General features: G+C 64.7%; 18 protein-coding genes and 3 tRNA genes. 20 read left to right on the top strand and 1 reads right to left on the bottom strand.

Annotation, left to right across the window (positions count from 1 at the left end; translation table 11 throughout):
* Positions 1-76 precede the first annotated feature (76 nt).
* The 6 genes from AWR35_RS00510 (at position 77) to AWR35_RS00485 (ending at position 7,324) form a co-directional block, all read left to right on the top strand.
* Positions 77-484, top strand: coding sequence for a DUF2237 domain-containing protein (locus tag AWR35_RS00510; protein ID WP_058574187.1), 408 nt, complete (start codon positions 77-79; stop codon positions 482-484).
* 50 nt (positions 485-534) lie between these two features.
* Positions 535-1,938 (top strand): 3-isopropylmalate dehydratase large subunit, encoded by a 1,404-nt coding sequence (leuC, locus tag AWR35_RS00505; protein ID WP_058574005.1) that lies wholly within the window; start codon positions 535-537, stop codon positions 1,936-1,938.
* A gap of 12 nt (positions 1,939-1,950) precedes the next feature.
* The gene (gene leuD / locus AWR35_RS00500) at positions 1,951-2,610 is read left to right on the top strand and encodes a 3-isopropylmalate dehydratase small subunit (protein ID WP_058574004.1); all 660 of its coding nucleotides are present in this window, start codon (positions 1,951-1,953) and stop codon (positions 2,608-2,610) included.
* A gap of 60 nt (positions 2,611-2,670) precedes the next feature.
* Positions 2,671-3,726 (top strand): 3-isopropylmalate dehydrogenase, encoded by a 1,056-nt coding sequence (gene leuB / locus AWR35_RS00495; protein ID WP_058574186.1) that lies wholly within the window; start codon positions 2,671-2,673, stop codon positions 3,724-3,726.
* Between the two features lie 139 nt (positions 3,727-3,865).
* The gene (locus AWR35_RS00490; protein WP_058574003.1) at positions 3,866-4,888 is read left to right on the top strand and encodes an aspartate-semialdehyde dehydrogenase; all 1,023 of its coding nucleotides are present in this window, start codon (positions 3,866-3,868) and stop codon (positions 4,886-4,888) included.
* A gap of 96 nt (positions 4,889-4,984) precedes the next feature.
* Entirely contained in the window at positions 4,985-7,324 is a 2,340-nt protein-coding gene (locus AWR35_RS00485) for a hypothetical protein (protein WP_058574002.1), read from the top strand.
* Positions 7,325-7,511: 187 nt separating this feature from the next.
* Here AWR35_RS00485 and AWR35_RS00480 read toward each other — a convergent pair.
* Positions 7,512-7,596, bottom strand: a tRNA-Leu gene (locus AWR35_RS00480).
* A gap of 41 nt (positions 7,597-7,637) precedes the next feature.
* On the opposite strand from AWR35_RS00480, the gene AWR35_RS00475 reads away from it, so the two are divergent.
* The 14 genes from AWR35_RS00475 to AWR35_RS00410 all read left to right on the top strand — a co-directional run bounded on the left by AWR35_RS00475 (position 7,638) and on the right by AWR35_RS00410 (position 18,545).
* The gene (locus AWR35_RS00475) at positions 7,638-8,150 is read left to right on the top strand and encodes a DUF6231 family protein (protein ID WP_156413884.1); all 513 of its coding nucleotides are present in this window, start codon (positions 7,638-7,640) and stop codon (positions 8,148-8,150) included.
* 316 nt (positions 8,151-8,466) lie between these two features.
* A complete protein-coding gene (locus AWR35_RS00470) occupies positions 8,467-10,221 on the top strand; it encodes a tetratricopeptide repeat protein (protein WP_058574000.1) in 1,755 nt (584 codons plus the stop codon).
* Entirely contained in the window at positions 10,218-10,898 is a 681-nt protein-coding gene (lolB, locus tag AWR35_RS00465; protein ID WP_058573999.1) for a lipoprotein insertase outer membrane protein LolB, read from the top strand. The genes AWR35_RS00470 and lolB overlap by 4 nt, the downstream gene beginning before the upstream one ends.
* Positions 10,895-11,815, top strand: a complete 921-nt coding sequence (gene ispE / locus AWR35_RS00460) for a 4-(cytidine 5'-diphospho)-2-C-methyl-D-erythritol kinase (RefSeq protein ID WP_058573998.1) — start codon at positions 10,895-10,897, stop codon at positions 11,813-11,815. Before lolB ends, ispE begins: the two co-directional genes overlap by 4 nt.
* A gap of 71 nt (positions 11,816-11,886) precedes the next feature.
* Positions 11,887-11,963: transfer RNA gene (locus AWR35_RS00455), tRNA-Gln, on the top strand.
* 15 nt (positions 11,964-11,978) lie between these two features.
* The gene (locus tag AWR35_RS00450) at positions 11,979-12,938 is read left to right on the top strand and encodes a ribose-phosphate diphosphokinase (protein ID WP_058573997.1); all 960 of its coding nucleotides are present in this window, start codon (positions 11,979-11,981) and stop codon (positions 12,936-12,938) included.
* Between the two features lie 172 nt (positions 12,939-13,110).
* Positions 13,111-13,776, top strand: coding sequence for a 50S ribosomal protein L25/general stress protein Ctc (locus AWR35_RS00445; RefSeq protein ID WP_058573996.1), 666 nt, complete (start codon positions 13,111-13,113; stop codon positions 13,774-13,776).
* Positions 13,777-13,879: 103 nt separating this feature from the next.
* Positions 13,880-14,464 (top strand): aminoacyl-tRNA hydrolase, encoded by a 585-nt coding sequence (pth, locus tag AWR35_RS00440; protein ID WP_058573995.1) that lies wholly within the window; start codon positions 13,880-13,882, stop codon positions 14,462-14,464.
* Between the two features lie 71 nt (positions 14,465-14,535).
* Positions 14,536-15,630, top strand: coding sequence for a redox-regulated ATPase YchF (gene ychF / locus AWR35_RS00435; protein ID WP_058573994.1), 1,095 nt, complete (start codon positions 14,536-14,538; stop codon positions 15,628-15,630).
* 82 nt (positions 15,631-15,712) lie between these two features.
* Positions 15,713-15,789 (top strand) — tRNA-Met (locus tag AWR35_RS00430).
* A 206-nt stretch (positions 15,790-15,995) separates the two neighbouring features.
* Positions 15,996-17,213: an integrase arm-type DNA-binding domain-containing protein gene (locus tag AWR35_RS00425; protein ID WP_058573993.1), complete on the top strand. Its 1,218-nt coding sequence runs from the start codon at positions 15,996-15,998 to the stop codon at positions 17,211-17,213.
* Between the two features lie 97 nt (positions 17,214-17,310).
* Entirely contained in the window at positions 17,311-18,006 is a 696-nt protein-coding gene (locus AWR35_RS00420; protein WP_058573992.1) for a hypothetical protein, read from the top strand.
* 111 nt (positions 18,007-18,117) lie between these two features.
* Positions 18,118-18,336, top strand: a complete 219-nt coding sequence (locus AWR35_RS00415) for an AlpA family phage regulatory protein (RefSeq protein ID WP_058573991.1) — start codon at positions 18,118-18,120, stop codon at positions 18,334-18,336.
* The gene (locus AWR35_RS00410) at positions 18,333-18,545 is read left to right on the top strand and encodes a hypothetical protein (protein WP_058573990.1); all 213 of its coding nucleotides are present in this window, start codon (positions 18,333-18,335) and stop codon (positions 18,543-18,545) included. Before AWR35_RS00415 ends, AWR35_RS00410 begins: the two co-directional genes overlap by 4 nt.
* The last annotated feature ends 165 nt before the right edge of the window (positions 18,546-18,710 follow it).

Raw genomic sequence — 18,710 nt, 5'->3', positions numbered from 1 at the left:
ACATATAACCATAGGAAATCGAACCCATGATTTATTTCCATTTTGGTTATTGCAGCGCGGCCACTATCATTCCGGCATGAAAACCGAGGGACTCAACGTGCTGGGATTGCCGCTCGCGGCGTGCTCGGCAGACCCGATGACGGGATTCTACCGGGACGGCCGTTGCCTCGTCGGCGCGGAAGACGGTGGCGTTCACGGCATCTGTGCCGAACTGGATGATGCCTTCCTCGGCTACACCGCCTCGCAGGGCAACGAACTGCGGCAGCCCATCCCGGCATTCGACTTCCCGGGCCTGCAGGCCGGCGACCGCTGGTGTGTCTGCGCCTGGCGGTGGCTTGAGGCGTTCGAGGCCGGCGTCGCGCCGCCGGTCGTGCTCGCCTCCACGCACCACGAGGTACTCCGGGTGGTCAAACTCCGCGACCTGATCGAGCACGCCGTCGACCCGCCGGCCTCGGGTCTGGACGACGGATTCTTCGGTTTCTAGAACACTGTGAACGGGCCGTGGCCGAACGGCCGGTCTTGAGGAACAAGCCAATGGCTGGAAAGACACTCTACGAAAAGCTCTTTGACGCGCACGTCGTCCATGAACAGGACGATGGCACCGCGCTCTTGTATATCGATCGTCACCTCGTCCACGAGGTGACCAGCCCGCAGGCCTTCGAGGGCCTTCGCCTGGCCGGTCGCAAGCCGTGGCGCACCGGTGCGATGCTCGCCGTACCCGACCACAACGTGCCGACCACCAACCGCGCCGGCGGCATCACCGATCCGGTCTCGCGCGAGCAGGTCAGCACGCTCGACCGCAACTGCCAGGAATTCGGCGTGCAGGAATTCCCGATGGCCGACCTGCGCCAGGGCATCGTGCACATCATCGGCCCGGAGGAGGGCTTCACGCTCCCGGGCGCGACCGTGGTCTGCGGTGACTCGCACACCTCCACGCACGGCGCGATCGGCGCGCTGGCCTTCGGCATCGGCACCTCCGAGGTCGAGCACGTCATGGCCACCCAGACCTTGCTCCAGAAGCGGGCCAAGACCCTCCAGGTGCGCGTCGACGGCGAACTCGGTCCCGGTGTGACCGCGAAGGACGTCGTGCTTGCCATCATCGGCAAGATCGGCACCGCCGGCGGTACCGGTTATGCGATCGAGTTTGCCGGCTCGGCGATCGAGTCGCTCTCGATCGAGGGCCGCATGAGCGTATGCAACATGTCGATCGAGGCGGGCGCCCGTGCCGGCATGGTGGCCGTCGACGAGAAGACCATCGAGTACTTCCGCGACAAGCCGTTCGCCCCGCAAGGCGAGATGTTCGAGCGCGCCGCCGAGTACTGGCGCACGCTCAAGTCGGACCCCGATGCCCAGTTCGACAAGGTCGTCACGCTCGACGGCAGCAAGATCGAACCGCAGGTCAGCTGGGGCACCTCGCCGGAGATGGTAGTCCCGGTCAACGGCCAGGTACCGGATCCGGCCGCCGAGGCCGATCCGGTCAAGGCCGAGGGCATGCGCAACGCGCTGAAATACATGGGGCTTGAGGCGAACACGCCGATCAGCGACATCCAGATCGACAAGGTGTTCATCGGTTCGTGCACCAACGCGCGCATCGAGGACCTGCGCGCCGCCGCGGCCGCCATCAAGGGTGGCCATGTGGCCGACAACGTGACGCTCGCGATGGTCGTGCCGGGCTCGGGTCTCGTGCGCGAGCAGGCGGAGAAGGAGGGGCTCGACAAGGTCTTCCTCGACGCCGGTTTCGAGTGGCGCGAGCCGGGTTGCTCGATGTGTCTCGCGATGAACGCCGATCGCCTCGAGCCCGGCGAGCGCTGCGCCTCCACCTCGAACCGCAACTTCGAAGGACGTCAGGGGCAGGGCGGTCGCACGCATCTGGTCAGCCCGGCCATGGCCGCGGCAGCCGCCGTTGCCGGCCATTTCGTCGACGTTCGTCAAGCGTAAGGGAGAAAGATCATGCAGGCATTCACCACCCACAAGGGAATCGTCGCGCCTCTCGACCGCTCGAACGTCGACACCGACGCGATCATCCCCAAGCAGTACCTGAAGTCGGTCAAGCGCACCGGTTTCGGCCCGACGGCGTTCGACGACTGGCGCTACCTCGACCCGGGCGAGCCGGGCATGGATCACAGCCAGCGACGCAAGAACCCGGACTTCGTCCTGAACCAGGAGCCGTTCGACCGCGCCTCCATTCTGCTGGCGCGTGAGAACTTCGGTTGCGGCTCGTCGCGCGAGCATGCCGTCTGGGCGCTCACCGACTTCGGCTTCCGCGCCGTGATCGCGCCGTCCTTCGCCGACATCTTCTTCAACAACAGCTTCAAGAACGGGCTCCTTCCCATTGCCTTGAAGGAAGAAGAGGTCGACGCGATCTTCAAGGCGGTGGCGGCCAACCCGGGCCTCGAGCTCGAGATCGACCTGCCGAACCAGGTGGTCAAGGCGCCCGACGGCACCGAGTATGGCTTCGAGATCGACAGTTTCCGCAAGCACTGCCTGGTCGAGGGGCTGGACGACATCGCGCTGACGCTCGAGCACGCCGACAAGATCAAGGCCTACGAAACGGCGCAGATGCAGAAGACCCCGTGGCTGTTCAACGATCTGCGCGGCAACGCCGGCTGATACCGAACAAGAGATTGAAGAAAGGACCCCAACACCGTGACACAGAAGAACATTCTCGTACTGCCGGGTGACGGCATCGGCCCGGAAATCACCGAGCAGGCGGTCAATGTGCTCAAGGCCGTGACCGCTGGCACGGACCTCCAACTGTCCTTTACCGATGGCCTGATCGGCGGCGCCGCCTACGATGCGGAAGGCCAGCCGTTCCCCGAGACCACCCGCAAGCAGGCGGGCGAGGCCGATGCCGTACTGCTGGGCGCCGTCGGCAGCCCGCAATACGACGAGCTCGATCGTCCGCTGCGCCCCGAGCGGGGCCTGCTGGCGATCCGCAAGGAGCTTGGGCTGTTCGCCAATCTGCGCCCGGCGATGCTCTACAGCGCACTGGCCGACGCCTCCTCGCTCAAGCCCGAAGTGGTCGCGGGGCTGGACATCCTGATCGTGCGCGAGCTGACGGGCGGGGTGTACTTCGGCCAGCCGCGCGGCATCCGCGAGGTCGACGGCCAGCGCGAAGGCTTCAACACCATGCATTACAACGAGGGCGAGATCGAGCGCATCGGCCGGGTCGCCTTCGAGGCCGCTCAGAAACGGGGCAAGCGCCTGTGCTCGGTGGACAAGGCCAACGTGCTGGAGACCTCCGAGCTGTGGCGCGAGGTGATGAACCGCCTGTCGGCCGAGTACCCGGATGTCGAGCTGTCGCACATGTACGTCGACAACGCCGCGATGCAGCTTGTGCGCGCCCCGAAGCAGTTCGACGTCATTGTGACCGAGAACCTGTTCGGCGACATCCTGTCCGACCAGGCCTCGATGCTCTCCGGCTCGATCGGCATGCTGCCCTCGGCGTCGCTCAACGAGAAAGGGCAGGGTCTGTACGAGCCCAGCCACGGCTCGGCACCCGACATTGCCGGGCAGGGCGTGGCCAACCCGATGGCCACCATCCTTTCGGCGGCCATGCTGCTGCGCTATTCGTTCGGTCGGGGCGACCTGGCCGAGCGGATCGAGAATGCCTGCGTGGAGGTACTCGATCAGGGCCTGCGCACGCCGGACATCATGCAGGACGGCATGCGCATGGCGTCCACCAGCGAAATGGGCCAGGCGGTCGTCGACGCCCTGGGGTCTTGAGGCCGCAGCCCAACCAATCGCTTCGATAGCCCGGCGGGATGCGCTAGGCTAGGCGTATCACACGCAACGGGGTGGGTCACCGGTTGGGACCACCTCGATATGATTCGCACCAGACTTCCAATCCTAAGGAGAAATCTTCATGAGCAAGACGGTCGACGTAGCTGTCGTCGGTGCCACCGGTGCCGTTGGCGAGACCATGCTGTCCATCCTGGCCGAGCGCAACTTCCCGGTCGGCAAGGTGTACGCACTGGCATCCGAACGCTCCGCCGGCAAGAAGGTCGCCTTCGGCAACTCATACCTGACGGTCGAGGATCTGGCGACGTTCGATTTCTCCAAGGTCCAAGTGGGCCTGTTCTCACCGGGTGGTTCCATTTCCCGCGAATACGCGCCCAAGGCGGCGGCTGCGGGCTGTGTCGTCATCGACAACACTTCCGAGTTCCGTTATGACGACGACGTGCCGCTGATCGTGCCGGAGGTCAACGCCCACGCGATTGCGGGTTACACCCAGCGCAACATCATCGCGAACCCGAACTGCTCGACCATCCAGATGCTGGTGGCCCTGAAGCCCATCTACGATTCGGTCGGCATCGAGCGCATCAACGTCGCCACCTACCAGGCCGTCTCCGGCTCGGGCAAGGAGGCGATCGAGGAGCTCGCCACCCAGAGTGCGCGCAAGCTCAACGGTCAGGATGCCGACGCCGTGGTCTACCCGAAGCAGATCGCCTTCAACGCGCTGCCGCAGATCGACGTCTTCCAGGACAACGGCTACACCAAGGAAGAGATGAAGATGGTCTGGGAGACCAAGAAGATCTTCGAAGACGAGTCGATCCTGGTGAACCCGACCGCTGTCCGTGTGCCGGTGTTCTTCGGTCATTCCGAGGCAGTGCATATCGAGACGCGCGACAAGATCACCGCCGAGCAGGCCTGGGAGCTGTTCAAGAACGCGGACGGCATCGAGGTGCTCGACTCGCGTCGTGACGGTGGCTACCCCACGGCAGTTACCGAAGGTGCCGGTACCGACCCGGTCTACGTCGGCCGTATCCGCGAAGACATCTCGCATGACCGCGGCCTGAACCTCTGGGTCGTTGCCGACAACGTCCGCAAGGGCGCGGCACTGAACAGCGTTCAGATCGCCGAGTGCCTGGTGCGCGACTACCTCTGATCTGTGGCACAATCGGCTCGATACGGGCTATAGGAAGGCGCCGTAGCGTGCAAGGGAACCTACCCACCACGCCGGCACGAGCAAGGAGTCATTGACATGCGGAAGTTGAGTTTGGTGATTGCGGGGATCCTGGGTGCCGGGAGCCCGTTGATCAGCCAGGCCGCCACCTTGGGACAGGCCGAGGTGCAGTCGTACCTGAGCGAACCGCTGGAGGTTCGCGTTCCTCTCATGCGTTCAAGCGGCGAGCCGCTGGATGAAATCACCGTCCAGCTTGCGCCCCCGTCGTTCTATCGCGAGGCCGGCGTCCCGCTGACGAACCTTTCCGGCAATCTCACGTTCGCGATCGAGTCGGAAGGCGGTCAGGACTACGTCCTTGTCGGTTCCAAGCGCCCGATCCGCGACCCGATTCTCAGCCTCCTGCTGGAGGTGCAGTCGCCGCAGGGACGGATGATCCGTTCCTACAACCTGCTGCTCGACCCGCCGGCTGTCGCCCCTTCGCCCTCAAAGGCCGAAGCCGCGCCTGCCCGTGAGGCAAGCCGTCAAGCGTTGGCCCGATCGGCACCGGCGCCACGCGCGACAGGGCAATGGCAGCGCGTCGAACCGGCGGAAAACCTTTCCCTGGACTCGAGCCGCAAGGTGGAACGGGGCGACACCCTTTCCGAGATCGCCAGCGATTACGTGGGCGAGGGCGAGAACGTCCGCTCGGTAATGCAGGCGATTATCGACGCCAATCCGCACGCCTTTGCCAATGGTAATGGCAACACCATGCTGGCTGGCGTTGAGCTCAAGGTGCCCTCGGCCCCTGGTGAAACCGAGCAAGCAGTTCCGTCGGAGGTAGCCGACGGTGAAACCTCGCAGCAGGGCCCCGCGCTCGAACTGCTGAGTCCCGCCGAAGGTGAGCAGCGAGAGTCGGCCGATCTCGGCGGTTTCGGCGAGCTCTCGCGCGATACGCCCTTGCCGGCAATCGCGGGGGCGGAACAGCCTGCCACTCCGGCGATGGACCCAGACGACGCATTGGCTCAGGAAGAGCTGGAATCGGTCAAGGCGGAAAATGAGGCCCTGACCGAACAGCTTCGCTCCCTGAAAGAGGAAATCGATTCGGTCAAGGTGGCCGTCGACGAGCGTGACGCGCGCATTGCCGATCTCAAGGACGTGGTCGAGGAATCCCGTCAGCAGGCCGAACAGGCCCAGGCCCGCCAGGAGACGTTCTGGGTGCAATGGGGCAAGTACCTCACCGGGGCGATGGGGCTGTTGATCATCGCACTGTTGATCGCCCTCGGCCTGCGGCGCTCGCGTCACGACGACGAGCCGGCGGTCCCGATGCCGGCTACTGCCGACACGGCTGCGGAATCACGTGGCGAACAGCCGTCAATCGAGCGCAACATGGACAAGGCCGGCGCTTCTGCCGCTGCGGTCGGTGGTGCGGCAGTCGGCGGCGCCCTGGCAGGTCAGGAGAGCAACGATCCGGCTACCGCCGAACCGGGTGTCGATGACCCGATGAACCCGGAAATGGCCCTTGAGGAAGCGCGGGTGCTCGAGTCGTTCAACCTCACGCATCAGGCGCTCGAGCTCCTGCAGGAAAGCCTCGAGGAACACCCCGGCCATGCCGGCCTGCAGGCGGCCATCAACCGGCTCAGCGGGATCGAGCAGCAGGCCGAAACCGTGGACGTCGAGGAGGACGAAGGTGTCGAGGCGGCGCCGGAGGCCAGTGCGACGGATTCGGCGGAAGCGGATCACCTGGTGTCTGCCGACGAAACGGCCGGGGAGCCATCGATTGGCGATACGCAAATCGAGGCCGACCGGCAGGCAGAGCGCGAGGAAGTCGGTGGAGCCCCGTCCGAGACATCCGAGCCGTCGGGCGAGATCGCCTGGGACGAGGATTTCGATGACATGCTCGCCACGCCGGAGCCCGAATCCGCTCGCGGCTCGGACGACAACCTGATGGAGTTCGACGACTCCTTCGCGCTCGAGACGCCGAGCGAGGAGCAGGACGCCTCTGAAGCCCGGCCAGACGACGCGGCCGAACCCGACGATACATTGATCGACCTGTCGGAAGGCGATGCATCCACGGCCGGCGGCGAAGGCGAAGAAAAGGGGGCCGAGGACGAACTCGACGCTCTGGACCTCGACCTGAGCGGTTATCAGCCTGCCGGCGAGACCGCCGAGGCAAAGGACGAAGCCACGGGAACGACCGAGGACGAGGGGCTCGAGCTTGGCATGGCGCCGGAGCCCGAGGAGGAACCGGCGGTCGAATCGACCTCGGAGGCCGACAATGAAAGCGAAGTGGACGTCGACACTCGTGTCAGCCTGGCTGAGGCGTTCCTCGACGTCGGTGACCGCGAGAGCTTCGACATGATCGAGGCCGAACTGCGGGAAGAGGGCGCCACCGCGGCACTTCAACGTCTCGACGAGCTGAAGCAGCGCTACGACAGCTGATCTCGGCAAGACAGCCAGGACAAGCCCGCGTTAAAAAGGCCCACCGTCACCGGTGGGCCTTTTGTTATGGTGCCTCTGTACATGCGCGTGCTGCGGGGCGCGAGGTGCGACCAACCGCATAACCGCGCAACGAACGAAAAAGGCCGATAGCTCATCGAGCCACCGGCCTTTACGTCGATCTGAAATTTGGTGCCCAGGAGAGGACTCGAACCTCCACGGATCTCTCCACTAGTACCTGAAACTAGCGCGTCTACCAGTTCCGCCACCTGGGCAACGGCGCGCATATTAGGAATCTCGAGAGGGACTGTCAACAGTGAATGCGAAAAAAACACCCGATCCGGTACTGCGATTGCTCGACGGCGAGGCCCGCCGTGAGCGGCTCAAAGCGGACAAGCGTTTGATTGCATGCGAAAAGATCACCGCCGGGGAGGCCGCATTCACGGTGATCGTCGACAGTCCGGTCGATCACGGCCAGACAAGCTCCCCGGCGCAGGGAGTGCCGGACCGCCCGGAGGCCGTTTTCCAGCGCCTGTCGAGCAGCGCGGGGCCGATCGAGGTCATCGTGGAGAAAGACCAATGGTCCGGGACCGTGGCGGAGCTACTGGCGGGGCTACGTGACCGCGCCAATCGCCGCATCGTGGTTCACGTCGGCGAGGCCCGTATCGGCGACGACGTCGACCAGCGCATGGTTTCGCTGGGATACCGGCGCCTGAGCGCCGCCGAGGCCGTGTATCAATTCGACATCGAAACCTACAAGGACACCCCGGACTGGCTGAACCCGCGCAACTGGGCGAATCCGGAGCTGTGGGACAAATACCGGTGGTAGCGGCCGTAACCGTAACGACACAGGCCTGCGCGGGAGAGATATCCACGAGAAGACGGGGTACGACGTGGAGAACCGACAACAGGGACGCTCGTCCCGCGAATCGGTTTACTCTTACCTCACACCCTATTTAACATAATATATATTCTACGAACCCTGGTCAGGGGCGCAGGCCCGGAGGAACACGACATGACTCGCCGTCCGGCTGAACGAGTCATGTATCCGTGCGCATGGCCGGACCCGGATGCACTACAATGAGGCCAGCCCGGCCAGCGCCCCTTGGGCGTGTGGTGAAACCCATTCGTCTCACGAGCCCGCCATGCGTTCGACAACACCCGCCGCGCTGTTCTTCGCCGCCGCTTTTACTGTTTCGGCATCCGGTTGTGCCGTGAGTCCGGCTGACACCGCGCCCGATTCCTCCGCAGGCGCCGACACGGCCGAGTCTGGTTCGGACTGGTCCAACGGCCCGATATTCCACATCCTTGCCGGCGAGTTCTACGGCCGGCAGAAACAGTACGCCGAAGCGGCCGACCACTACGCCGAGGTCGCACTCGAAAGCGACAACATCTCGCTGATCGAGCGTGCCATTCAGGCGGCGATCTTCGCCGACCGGTTCGACCTGGCACAAAGGCTCGCCACACGCCTGCGCGAACTCGACCCCGGCAACGCCCGTGCCGCGGCGGTGATGATGATCGCCTCGCTGGAACTGGGCGAAACCGACCAGGCCGATCGGGCGCTAAACGAATGGCTCGAAGCCGACGCCGGCAACGTGGAAAAGATCTTCAACGAGATCGGCCAATATCTGCGCAAGAGCCTGGAACGCGATCGGGCGGTTGCCTATACACGGCACCTGGCCGACCGTTTTCCCCGCCAGTACGAGGCGCAGGTTGTCGTCGCGAAGCTTGCACTGTCCTTCGGGGAACTGCCTCTCGCTCAGAAGGCGGCGGACCGTGCGATGTCCCTGCGTCCTGACGCCCAGGCGCCGCATGATCTCGCGATGGTGATCGCGAACCGTCGCGGTGATGTCGACGAGGCAGTTCGCATACTCAAGAAGGCCCACGCCCGTTTTCCCGACGAAGGACGCTATGCCAGCGGCCTGATCGAGGCACGGATCGCCGCCGGGCAGACCGAAGCGGCCCTGGCACTTCTGCAGACAACCCTGCAAGGTGCGCCTACCGACCCCAGCCTGTTGCGCAACCTTGCCCTGTTCGCCTATGAACTCGACCGCCCCACCCTTGCCGACCAGGCACTGACGCGACTCGAAGCCATTCCCGGCCAGGCCGACGTCGTCCATCTGATTCGGGGACGGGTCTCGCTGCGCAACGGTGATCTCGCCGCGGCCGAAGAAGCGCTCTCTCAGGTCAGCGCTCGCAGTGAACACTTTGCCAACGCCCAGGTCCTCCTTGCCGGTGCCCGTATCGAACTGGGCCGTCCCGACGCCGCGATTCGCGGACTGGAGCGCGCGCTGCTCTCGAATGCCATTGACGAGGCGGACCGGCAGCAGCTGACCCTGGCCCTTTCCTCCACGCTGGCCGAAATGGGACGGTTCGAGGACAGTCTTCAGGTCAGCGATCAGGCGCTGGCCTCATGGCCGGAGGCAAACGACTTCCGCATGCAGAAGGCCATGACGCTGTTCGCACTTGAGCGTTCGAATGCCGCCACCCACGTGCTGCGCGAGGCAATCAACCGTGACCCCGAGCACGCGGCAGCGCTCAACGCGCTGGGTTATACGTTGGCCGACGAGAACCGTGATCTCGAAGAGGCCGAGCGGCTGATCGTCCGTGCACTGCACGTCGAGCCGGACAATCCGGCCTTTCTCGACAGCCTCGGTTGGCTGAAGTACCGCCAGGGCGATCTGGACAAGGCGATTCAGGCGCTGGAAACGGCTTTCCGCCAGTCGCCGAACGCCGAAATCGGAGCCCACCTGGGCGAAGTGCTCTGGATCGATGGTCAGCGCGATCGCGCCCTCAATGTCTGGCAACAGGCACTGGAGGTTGACCCGACCGACAGCACATTGCTTGAAACCCTGCGTCGCCTCGCACCGGAGCTCCTTCCGGCCAGCGGGCGTCCGTGATCCACCACGTCGATTCACCCACCATGCTTTCTTTGTCTCGCACCCGGGCGGCGCTGGCCGCCCTCGCCGTCTTTTCGCTCACGCTCGGCGGCTGCGCCAGTCTGGCGCCCGGCCCGGAGCCGGCAACTCCCGCCCAGCTGGCCGCCTGGGAAGCCCACAGCGACCGGATCGAATCTCTGACCGACTGGGCCTTCAACGGGCGCGCGGCTGTCAAGTCGGGCCTTACGGGCGGCAGCGTCAGCGTCGAGTGGACACAAGTCGGCCAGGTCACTGCCCTGACCATGAGTGGCCCGTTCGATACCGGCCGGCTTGCGATGACCGGCACTGCGGAACGCATGCTGATCACCGACGGCGACGGCAAGCGTCGTCTGACCGACGAGCCCACCGCGCTTCTCGAGGAGCAGACCGGCTGGCTCATCCCGCTTTCCGCCCTGCCCCGATGGCTGCGGGGCTTGCCCGAAGGTTCGCTTGCCGACAAGCCCGCCGATAGCTACGCGCTGGACGAATCGGGCCGGCTGAGCCAACTGGAGGAAGCCGGCTGGGCGGTCGAATATGACCGCTACGCCCCGGAGGGTCCGTCGCAGTTGTCGCTGCCGCACTTCGTCGAGCTTCGGCAGGAAGGCATGCGCATTCGCATCGTGGTCGACGCCTGGGACGTGGGAAGCGGCGTTCGATGAATCATGACAAGCGGTCGCTCCGGGTTTCGGCCGGCTGCAAGCTCAACCTGTTCCTGCACATCAACGGCCGTCGCCCCGACGGCTTCCATGAGTTGCAGACCTACTTTCAACTGATCGACTACGGTGACGAGCTCCGGATCGCCACCACGACCGATCGAGGTATTCGTGTGGACTGGGTCGCGGGCGACGAGGATCTGTCCGGACGCCCGACGAATCCCGAGGACGACCTTCTCTATCGCGCGGCGATGGCGTTGCGAAAGGCAGCCCCTGCCGCGGAACGGGACACCCGCTGCAACGCGCACATCACCCTGACGAAGAATGCCCCCATCGGCGGCGGACTTGGCGGCGGGTCGGCGGCGGCCGCACGGGTCCTTCTTGAGCTTAATCGCCAGTGGGGTCTGAATCTGTCCCTCGACCGGCTCTGCGAGATCGGGGTTCGCCTGGGCGCGGACGTGCCGGTCTTCCTGCGCGGCCAGAGCGCAACCGCTCACGGCATCGGCGACATCCTGCATCCGGGCGAGTTACCCGATGGGCCGGACTGGTTCCTGATCCTGATTCCCGCGCGCACCGCGCCGACGGCCGCCTTGTTCGCATCACCCGCACTCGAGCGCGACACGCCCAAGCAGGATGATGCACGACTGCTTGCCCACTGGCGGACGGAAGGCTTCAATGCCTTCGAGCCGGTCGTCCTGAGCCACGATGCCGAACTAACCGCGCTGCGCAATGCCCTGGCCGACTACGCGCGGTTCGCCCGTCTGACCGGTTCAGGTGCCTGCCTGTTCGCGCCGGTGGAATCGGCCGAGGCCGGGCGCCGAATCGGCGAACGCCTGCAGGCCGAGCACCCGATCCTGCGGCGGTTCGTGGTTGCGCCGCCGCTGTTCACGCCAAATCAGGAAGTTAGCGAAAACACCCGCTGAAATCCGAAAAAAAGCGCGCTGGGGCCTTGGCAAAGGCCGATCGCTCCGCTATGATGCGCACCTCTTTCGATTGGGCCGTCGCCAAGCTGGTTAAGGCACCGGATTTTGATTCCGGCATTCGCAGGTTCGAATCCTGCCGGCCCAGCCAACACCTGCGAGACCGATGTCACTATCACGTTCCTTGATGGTCTTCACGGGCAACGCGAATCGGCCACTGGCCGAGCGGGTTGCAGAGAGCCTGGACAGCCAACTGGGACAGGCATCGGTCTCCCACTTCTCGGACGGCGAATCCGCCGTCGAGCTCCTGGAGAACGTCCGGGGTCGCGACATCTTCGTGATCCAGCCGACGTGTGACCCGACGAACGAACACGTCATGGAGCTCATGCTGATGACCGACGCGCTGCGTCGGGCCTCGGCTCACCGCATCACCGCGGTCGTCCCCTACTTCGGCTATTCCCGTCAGGACCGCCGCGTCCGCTCCTCCCGTGTCCCGATCAGCGCCAAGGTGGTCGCGAACATGCTGCAGAGCGGCGGCGTCGATCGCATCCTGACGGTCGACCTCCACGCCGACCAGATCCAGGGCTTCTTCGATATCCCGGTAGACAACGTCTACGCCTCCCCGATCCTGCTGGGCGACATCTGGCGGCAGAAATACGACGACCTGATCGTCGTCTCGCCCGACGTCGGTGGCGTAGTGCGGGCCCGTGCCGTGGCCAAGCGTCTCGACGACGCGGATCTGGCCATCATCGACAAGCGCCGTCCGCGCGCCAACGTCTCCCAGGTGATGCACATCATCGGTGAGGTGAAGGACAAGACCTGCGTGCTGGTCGATGACATGGTCGACACCGCCGGTACCCTGTGCAAGGCAGCCGACGCATTGAAGAAGCACGGCGCGCGCAAGGTGGTGGCCTACTCCACCCACGCGATCCTCTCCGGCAAGGCGATCGAGAACATCGAGGCCTCGTCGCTCGACGAGCTGGTGGTCACCGATACGGTGCCGCTCAAGCCGGAAGCCGAAGCCTGCGAGCGCATCCGTGTCCTCTCGGTTGCCGGCATGCTCGCGGAGACCATCCGTCGCATCCACACCGACGAATCGGTCAGCTCGCTCTACAACGACGACTGACCCGCCCCGCTCTTCCGGTCGAGACCTGAATACTGTACAATCCGCGCGCCACTCGTTAGTTCGGGTGGCGCGCGTCGGTTGTGGCTTGGTCGCGGGCCGCAGCCGTATATCAGACGCCGGGAGTCGGCCTCACGTCGCCCCGGCGGTTTTCATTTCTGGAGTGGACCCAATCATGTCTAAAGAAACTTTCAAGATTGAAGCGTCCGTTCGCGATGACCTGGGGAAAGGTGCGAGCCGCCGCCTGCGTCGCGAAGGGAACGTTCCGGCGATCGTCTACGGCGGCAAGAAAGCCCCCGTTTCGCTGACGATCAACCACAACGAACTGCTCAAGCACCTCGACCACGAGGCGTTCTTCTCGCACATCCTCGAGCTGAACGTCGACGGTGAGACCGACGAAGTGGTTCTGCGTGACCTGCACCGCCACCCGTACAAGAACACGGTCGTGCTGCACGCTGACTTCCAGCGCATCACGCGTGGTCAGAAGATGCGCATGAACGTGCCGCTGCACTTCGAGAACCGCGAAGAGAGCAAGGGCGCAAAGGCCGGTGGTGTCGTCAGCGTCATCCACAACGAAGTGGAGATCGAGTGCCTGCCGCGTCAGCTGCCGGAATACCTGACCATCGACCTGGCTGACCTCGACGTCAACGAGTCGATCCACCTCTCCGAGATCAAGCTGCCGGAAGGCATCAGCATCCCGGAACTGGCCCTGGGCGAAGAGCACGACGTTGCCGTCGTCGCCATCCACCCGCCGAAGGTGGAAAAGGAAGAGGAGCCGGAAGAGGCCGAAGAGCCGGAAGCTGCCGGTGGCGAGGAAGAGAAGGGCGAAGAAGAGTCCTGATACTCTCCCCTTCCTCCACGCCGGAAACCCCGATCGCAAGATCGGGGTTTTTTCGTTGGGTCACCGCCGTGGCCGCAGTCGAGCTATGCGATAATCCGCGCCCATGAGTATCAAGCTGATCGTGGGGCTGGGGAACCCCGGACCGAAATACGACGGAACACGCCACAACGCCGGGTTCTGGGCGATCGACGCTATCGCCGACACCCTGGGTGGCCGCTGGGCCGAGGAGCGCAAGTTCAAGGGCGACGTCGCTCGCGTCATGGTTGGTGGCCAGGACCTGCGCCTGCTCCGGCCCGCAACCTTCATGAACCGCTCGGGCCAGTCGGTCGGTCCGCTGGCGAACTTCTTCAAGATCGCGCCGGAGGAGATCCTCGTGATCCACGACGAGCTCGACCTGCCGCCGGGTCGCATGCGACTGAAATGCGGCGGCGGCCACGGGGGGCACAATGGCCTGAAGGATATCCAGGCGGCCTTGGGCAGCGCCGATTTCTGGCGGCTGCGGGTCGGCGTCGGCCACCCGGGCCACCGCGACGCCGTGGTCGGCTACGTCCTGACCAATCCGCCCAAGGACGAACGGCGCCTGTTGGACGATGTCGTGATCGAGGTCCGTCATCTCGCGCCCGACCTCGTGCGCGCCGACGAATCCGCCCTGATGCAGGCCATCAACAGCTATCGACCCACCGCCTGAGCCGGCGGGTCCCCGAACCGACGCGGCCGCCCTGCCCGGCCGCGATCAACAATCGACATCACGGAGTCCCTATGGGTTTCAACTGTGGCATCGTGGGCCTGCCGAACGTCGGCAAGTCCACCCTGTTCAACGCACTGACCAAGGCCGGCATCCAGGCGGCCAACTATCCGTTCTGCACCATCGAGCCGAACGTCGGCGTGGTCGCGGTACCGGATCCGCGCCTCGACAAGCTGGCCGAGATCGTCAAGCCCGAGCGGGTGATCCCGACCAGCATGGAGTTCGTCGACATCGCGGGCCTGGTGGCGGGCGCCTCCAAGGGCGAAGGTCTGGGCAACCAGTTCCTCGCCAACATCCGCGAGACCGACGCGATCACGCAGGTGGTGCGCTGCTTCGCGAATGACGACGTCGTGCATGTCGCCGGTCAGGTCGATCCGGCCGCCGACATCGAGGTGATCAACACCGAGCTGGCTCTCGCCGACCTCGATACCGTGCAGAAGGCCGTCGAGCGACTGACCAAACAGACCAAGTCGGGGCAGAACAAGGACGCGGTCGCGAAGCTGGAGCTGGTCAAGGAAGTCGCCGAGGTGCTCGATGCCGGCCACTCGGTGCGCAGCATGAAGCTCGACCCGGAGAAGCAGGCCTTGCTCCACGACCTGCACCTGCTGACCGCCAAGCCGCTGATGTTCATCGCCAACGTCGACGAGAACGGCTTCGAGGACAACCCCCTGCTGGACCAGGTGCGCTCGATCGCCGAGCAGGAAGACGCGATGGTCGTGCCCGTCTGCGCGACCACCGAGGCCGAGCTGATCGATCTCGAGGGCGAGGACAAGGAGATGTTCCTCGAGGAGATGGGCCTGGAAGAGCCCGGGCTGGATCGTGTCATCCGCGCCGGCTACGCCCTGCTCGGCCTGCAGACCTACTTTACCGCCGGTGAGAAGGAAGTGCGCGCCTGGACCATCAGGCAGGGCATGACCGCCCCGCAGGCGGCCGGCGTGATCCACACGGACTTCGAGAAGGGCTTTATCCGCGCCGAGGTCGTTTCCTACGAGGACTTCGTCGCCTGTGGCGGCGAAAAGGGTGCCAAGGAGGCCGGAAAGTCGCGTCTGGAAGGTAAGGAATACGTCATGCAGGAAGGCGACATCGTGCACTTCCGCTTCAACGTGTGATCATGCCCTCAATCGGGCGTGAAAAGGCGCGCGGACAGGGTTGACAACCCGTCGGGGAATCCCGATAATGCGCGCCTCGCTTGGCTATGTAGCTCAGCTGGTTAGAGCACGGCACTCATAATGCCGGAGTCGGTGGTTCGAATCCACCCATAGCCACCAAACAGCCTCCCCAGTGAGTCCCAATAAGCCCCGGAGATCGCATTAAAACGCGGTTCCGGGGCTTTTTGCTGTCCCGCCCTGTCCCAGCCGGTCCCCACCAATGTAGCATAGAGAGCGGGGACCAGAGGGGGGACCACGGCACGGGTGGGGACTGACTAGCCCCCACCTTCGCCCTGCCCCGCCTCGCTGATACAGGGGACAGAGGCATGCGCACCAACCAACTATCCGCGCTCGACGTTCGCCGGGCGAAGTTCGACGGCCGCGCCTTCAAGCTATTCGACGGGGGCGGCCTGTCATTGCGCGTCCGCGAAAGCGGCCGGGCTTGGGTGTTCCGCTACAAGTTCCACGGCAAGAGCCGGGAGACCACGTTGGGCAAGCTGCCGGAGATGAGCTTGGCCGATGCTCGCCGCCGGCGTGACGAGTTCCGCGCCCTCCTGGCGGATGGGACCGACCCAATCGAGCACCGCCGCCAGCAAGTCGAGGCCGCCCGCATGGCCGATCAGGCCCGGACCTCGACCCTGGAGAAAGTCGGCCGCGATTGGCTGGCCGCCCAAGCGTGGGCCGCTGGCACACGCGAGAAGGTCGAGGGCCGACTAAACCGCCACGTGTTCCCTGCCCTTGGCCACATGCCCATTGCCGAGATAACCCCCTCTCGATTGCTGGAGGTGTTGCGCGTGGTCGAGAAGTCCGCCGGGATCGAGTCGGCACGCCGCGCCCGCCAGCACGTCGCCCGAATCTACAAGTTCGCCATTGCTTCCGACCTGGCCACCTTCAACCCGGCCGCCGGCCTGGAGGAAGCCATGGCGAAGAAACCCGCACCGGATCACTTTTCCGCCATCACCACCCCGGCCCGCTTCGGGGAATTGCTGCGAGCGATCAACGGCCTAGAGGCACAACCTCAAGTCCTGGCAATCGTCCGCCTCGCCCCGCTGCTGTGGACACGCCCCGGCGAGTTGCGGCACATGCGCTGGTCGGAAGTTGACCTAGACCGGGCGGAATGGACGTTCTGGAAATCCAAGCGCAAGGCGCAAGAGCAACCCGAGCTGCACACCGTGCCCCTGCCTTGGCAAGCCGTCGAGATTCTGGGGGAGCTGCGGGCATGGACCGGGCACCGGGAATTGGTGTTCCCCAACATTCGCAACGCGAGCCGTCCGCTGTCCGCCAACACCGTGAATGCCTGCCTTCGTCGCCTTGGCTTCGACAAGACCGAGCACACCCACCACGGTTTCCGGGCGAGCGCCCGAACCATGCTCGACGAGGTGTTGGGGTATCGCCCCGACTGGATCGAGCACCAGCTAGCGCACACCGTGCGCGATCCCAACGGCCGGAGCTACAACCGGACCAAGCACCTGGAGGACCGGCGGGAAATGATGCAGGCATGGGCGGACTACTGCGAACGCCTGCAAAAGCCTGGCGACGAGTAACCGCCGGCGGACGCGGTAGCATGACCAGATACGAAAAAGCCCGGCAAGCGCACCACCGCAAGCCGGGCCGCCAGCACTGAACGCGGGAGGTTCAGCGATGACACGCGACAACGTAGCACCGGCAGGACTGCCGGAAAAGGAATGGTTTAGCCTCGACGAGATCGCCGAGCGTTGGGGATGCTCGACCGACTACCTGATTCACATCGGCGGACAAGGCTTGTTGGCCATGGGGGTCTGGGCCGATGGCTGGGAAATCTGGGATCTCGAGTTCAGAACTGATGGTCACCTTGGTGTGGGTTTTTTCACCTTGGAGGCTCAAGATGTTGCCAAGCTAGAGCAGGCGGATGGGCAGTTCATCGCAGGTGGTTGTTTTGGATTTTCCGGAGAAGGTGACTTTATCTTCCCGACGGTCGGGTTTGGTACGACCGGCTACGCTTCAAAATTTTCTGCCGGAACAGACGGTTCGTTTGGGAACAGACCCCTAGTCCATATCGTTGACTTGAAGGTGAGCCGTGCCGAGCGCGACCGATTCGAGAAAGAGCACCGGATTGGGGTACACGCCGGGGAGATGCCGAAGGCTGGCGGAGAGGATGACAGGGAAGTTCACCCGAAAGCGAAGCATGGAATGCTCCGGGTGATTGCCGCCCTCGACGCTTACATCGGCGCACCGGATGAAGCCTACAACGCTGCCGATGCCATCCTCGCCAAGTTGAGCGAGAGCGACGACCTGCCGGATAGAAAGACCCTGGCCAAGTATCTGCGGGAGGCCCGAGAGGTCACCCGCTACCGCTAGCCCTCCCAAGCTGTCCAAATGGACCGGAAATGAGTCCGTTTGGGACACTTCCACAAATGCGCTCCCTACCGTCGTCCCCTGAGTCCACACAGACCCAGCGGGGTACGACGCATGACCAGAAACACCCACACCGGCCCGGCCTATCAGGGCCAAGCCATCATCCGTCCGCGTGAGGCTGCCGCCTATCTGGGGATCGGTAAATCGACCCTATACCGGCTTGTCGAGCGCGGGGAGCTGCCACGCCCTATCAAGCTGTCGGCCCAGGTAACCGGCTGGCGGCTGTCCACCCTCGACCAGTTCATTGCCGACCGGCAGGGGGTGGAAGCATGACCGCCCGCGCCTACTACCTGACCGACCGCCGCGCCCTGCTCGGCGTGTTCCCGCCGATCCTGATTCGCCACCTGGTGGCCGGCCCCTTCGCCAGTCGAGCGGAGGCCGAAGCCTACCGCCGCCGGCACGAGCTGAATGCCGCCGAAGTCCGGTCGCGCACTGCGTTGGCCGCTGTGATCAAGGCAAACGAGCGGGAGGCGATGGCATGAACCGAGAAACCCCCACACACCGCGAAGGCATGCAGGGGCCGGAGACACGCCGCCAGCATAGCACCGCCCAGGCACAGGGCCGGAGTGCCGAAGCACAACGCGCCCGCGTTCTCGCCCACCTTCGCCAGCATCACCGCCTGACCACGATTGAGGCACGCGAGCGCC

The organism is Guyparkeria sp. WRN-7 (assembly GCF_001641825.1).
Taxonomy (GTDB): Bacteria; Pseudomonadota; Gammaproteobacteria; order Halothiobacillales; family Halothiobacillaceae; genus Guyparkeria.
Note: the sequence above shows the minus strand (reverse complement) of the source record. Positions and strands in the feature narration are given on the sequence as shown.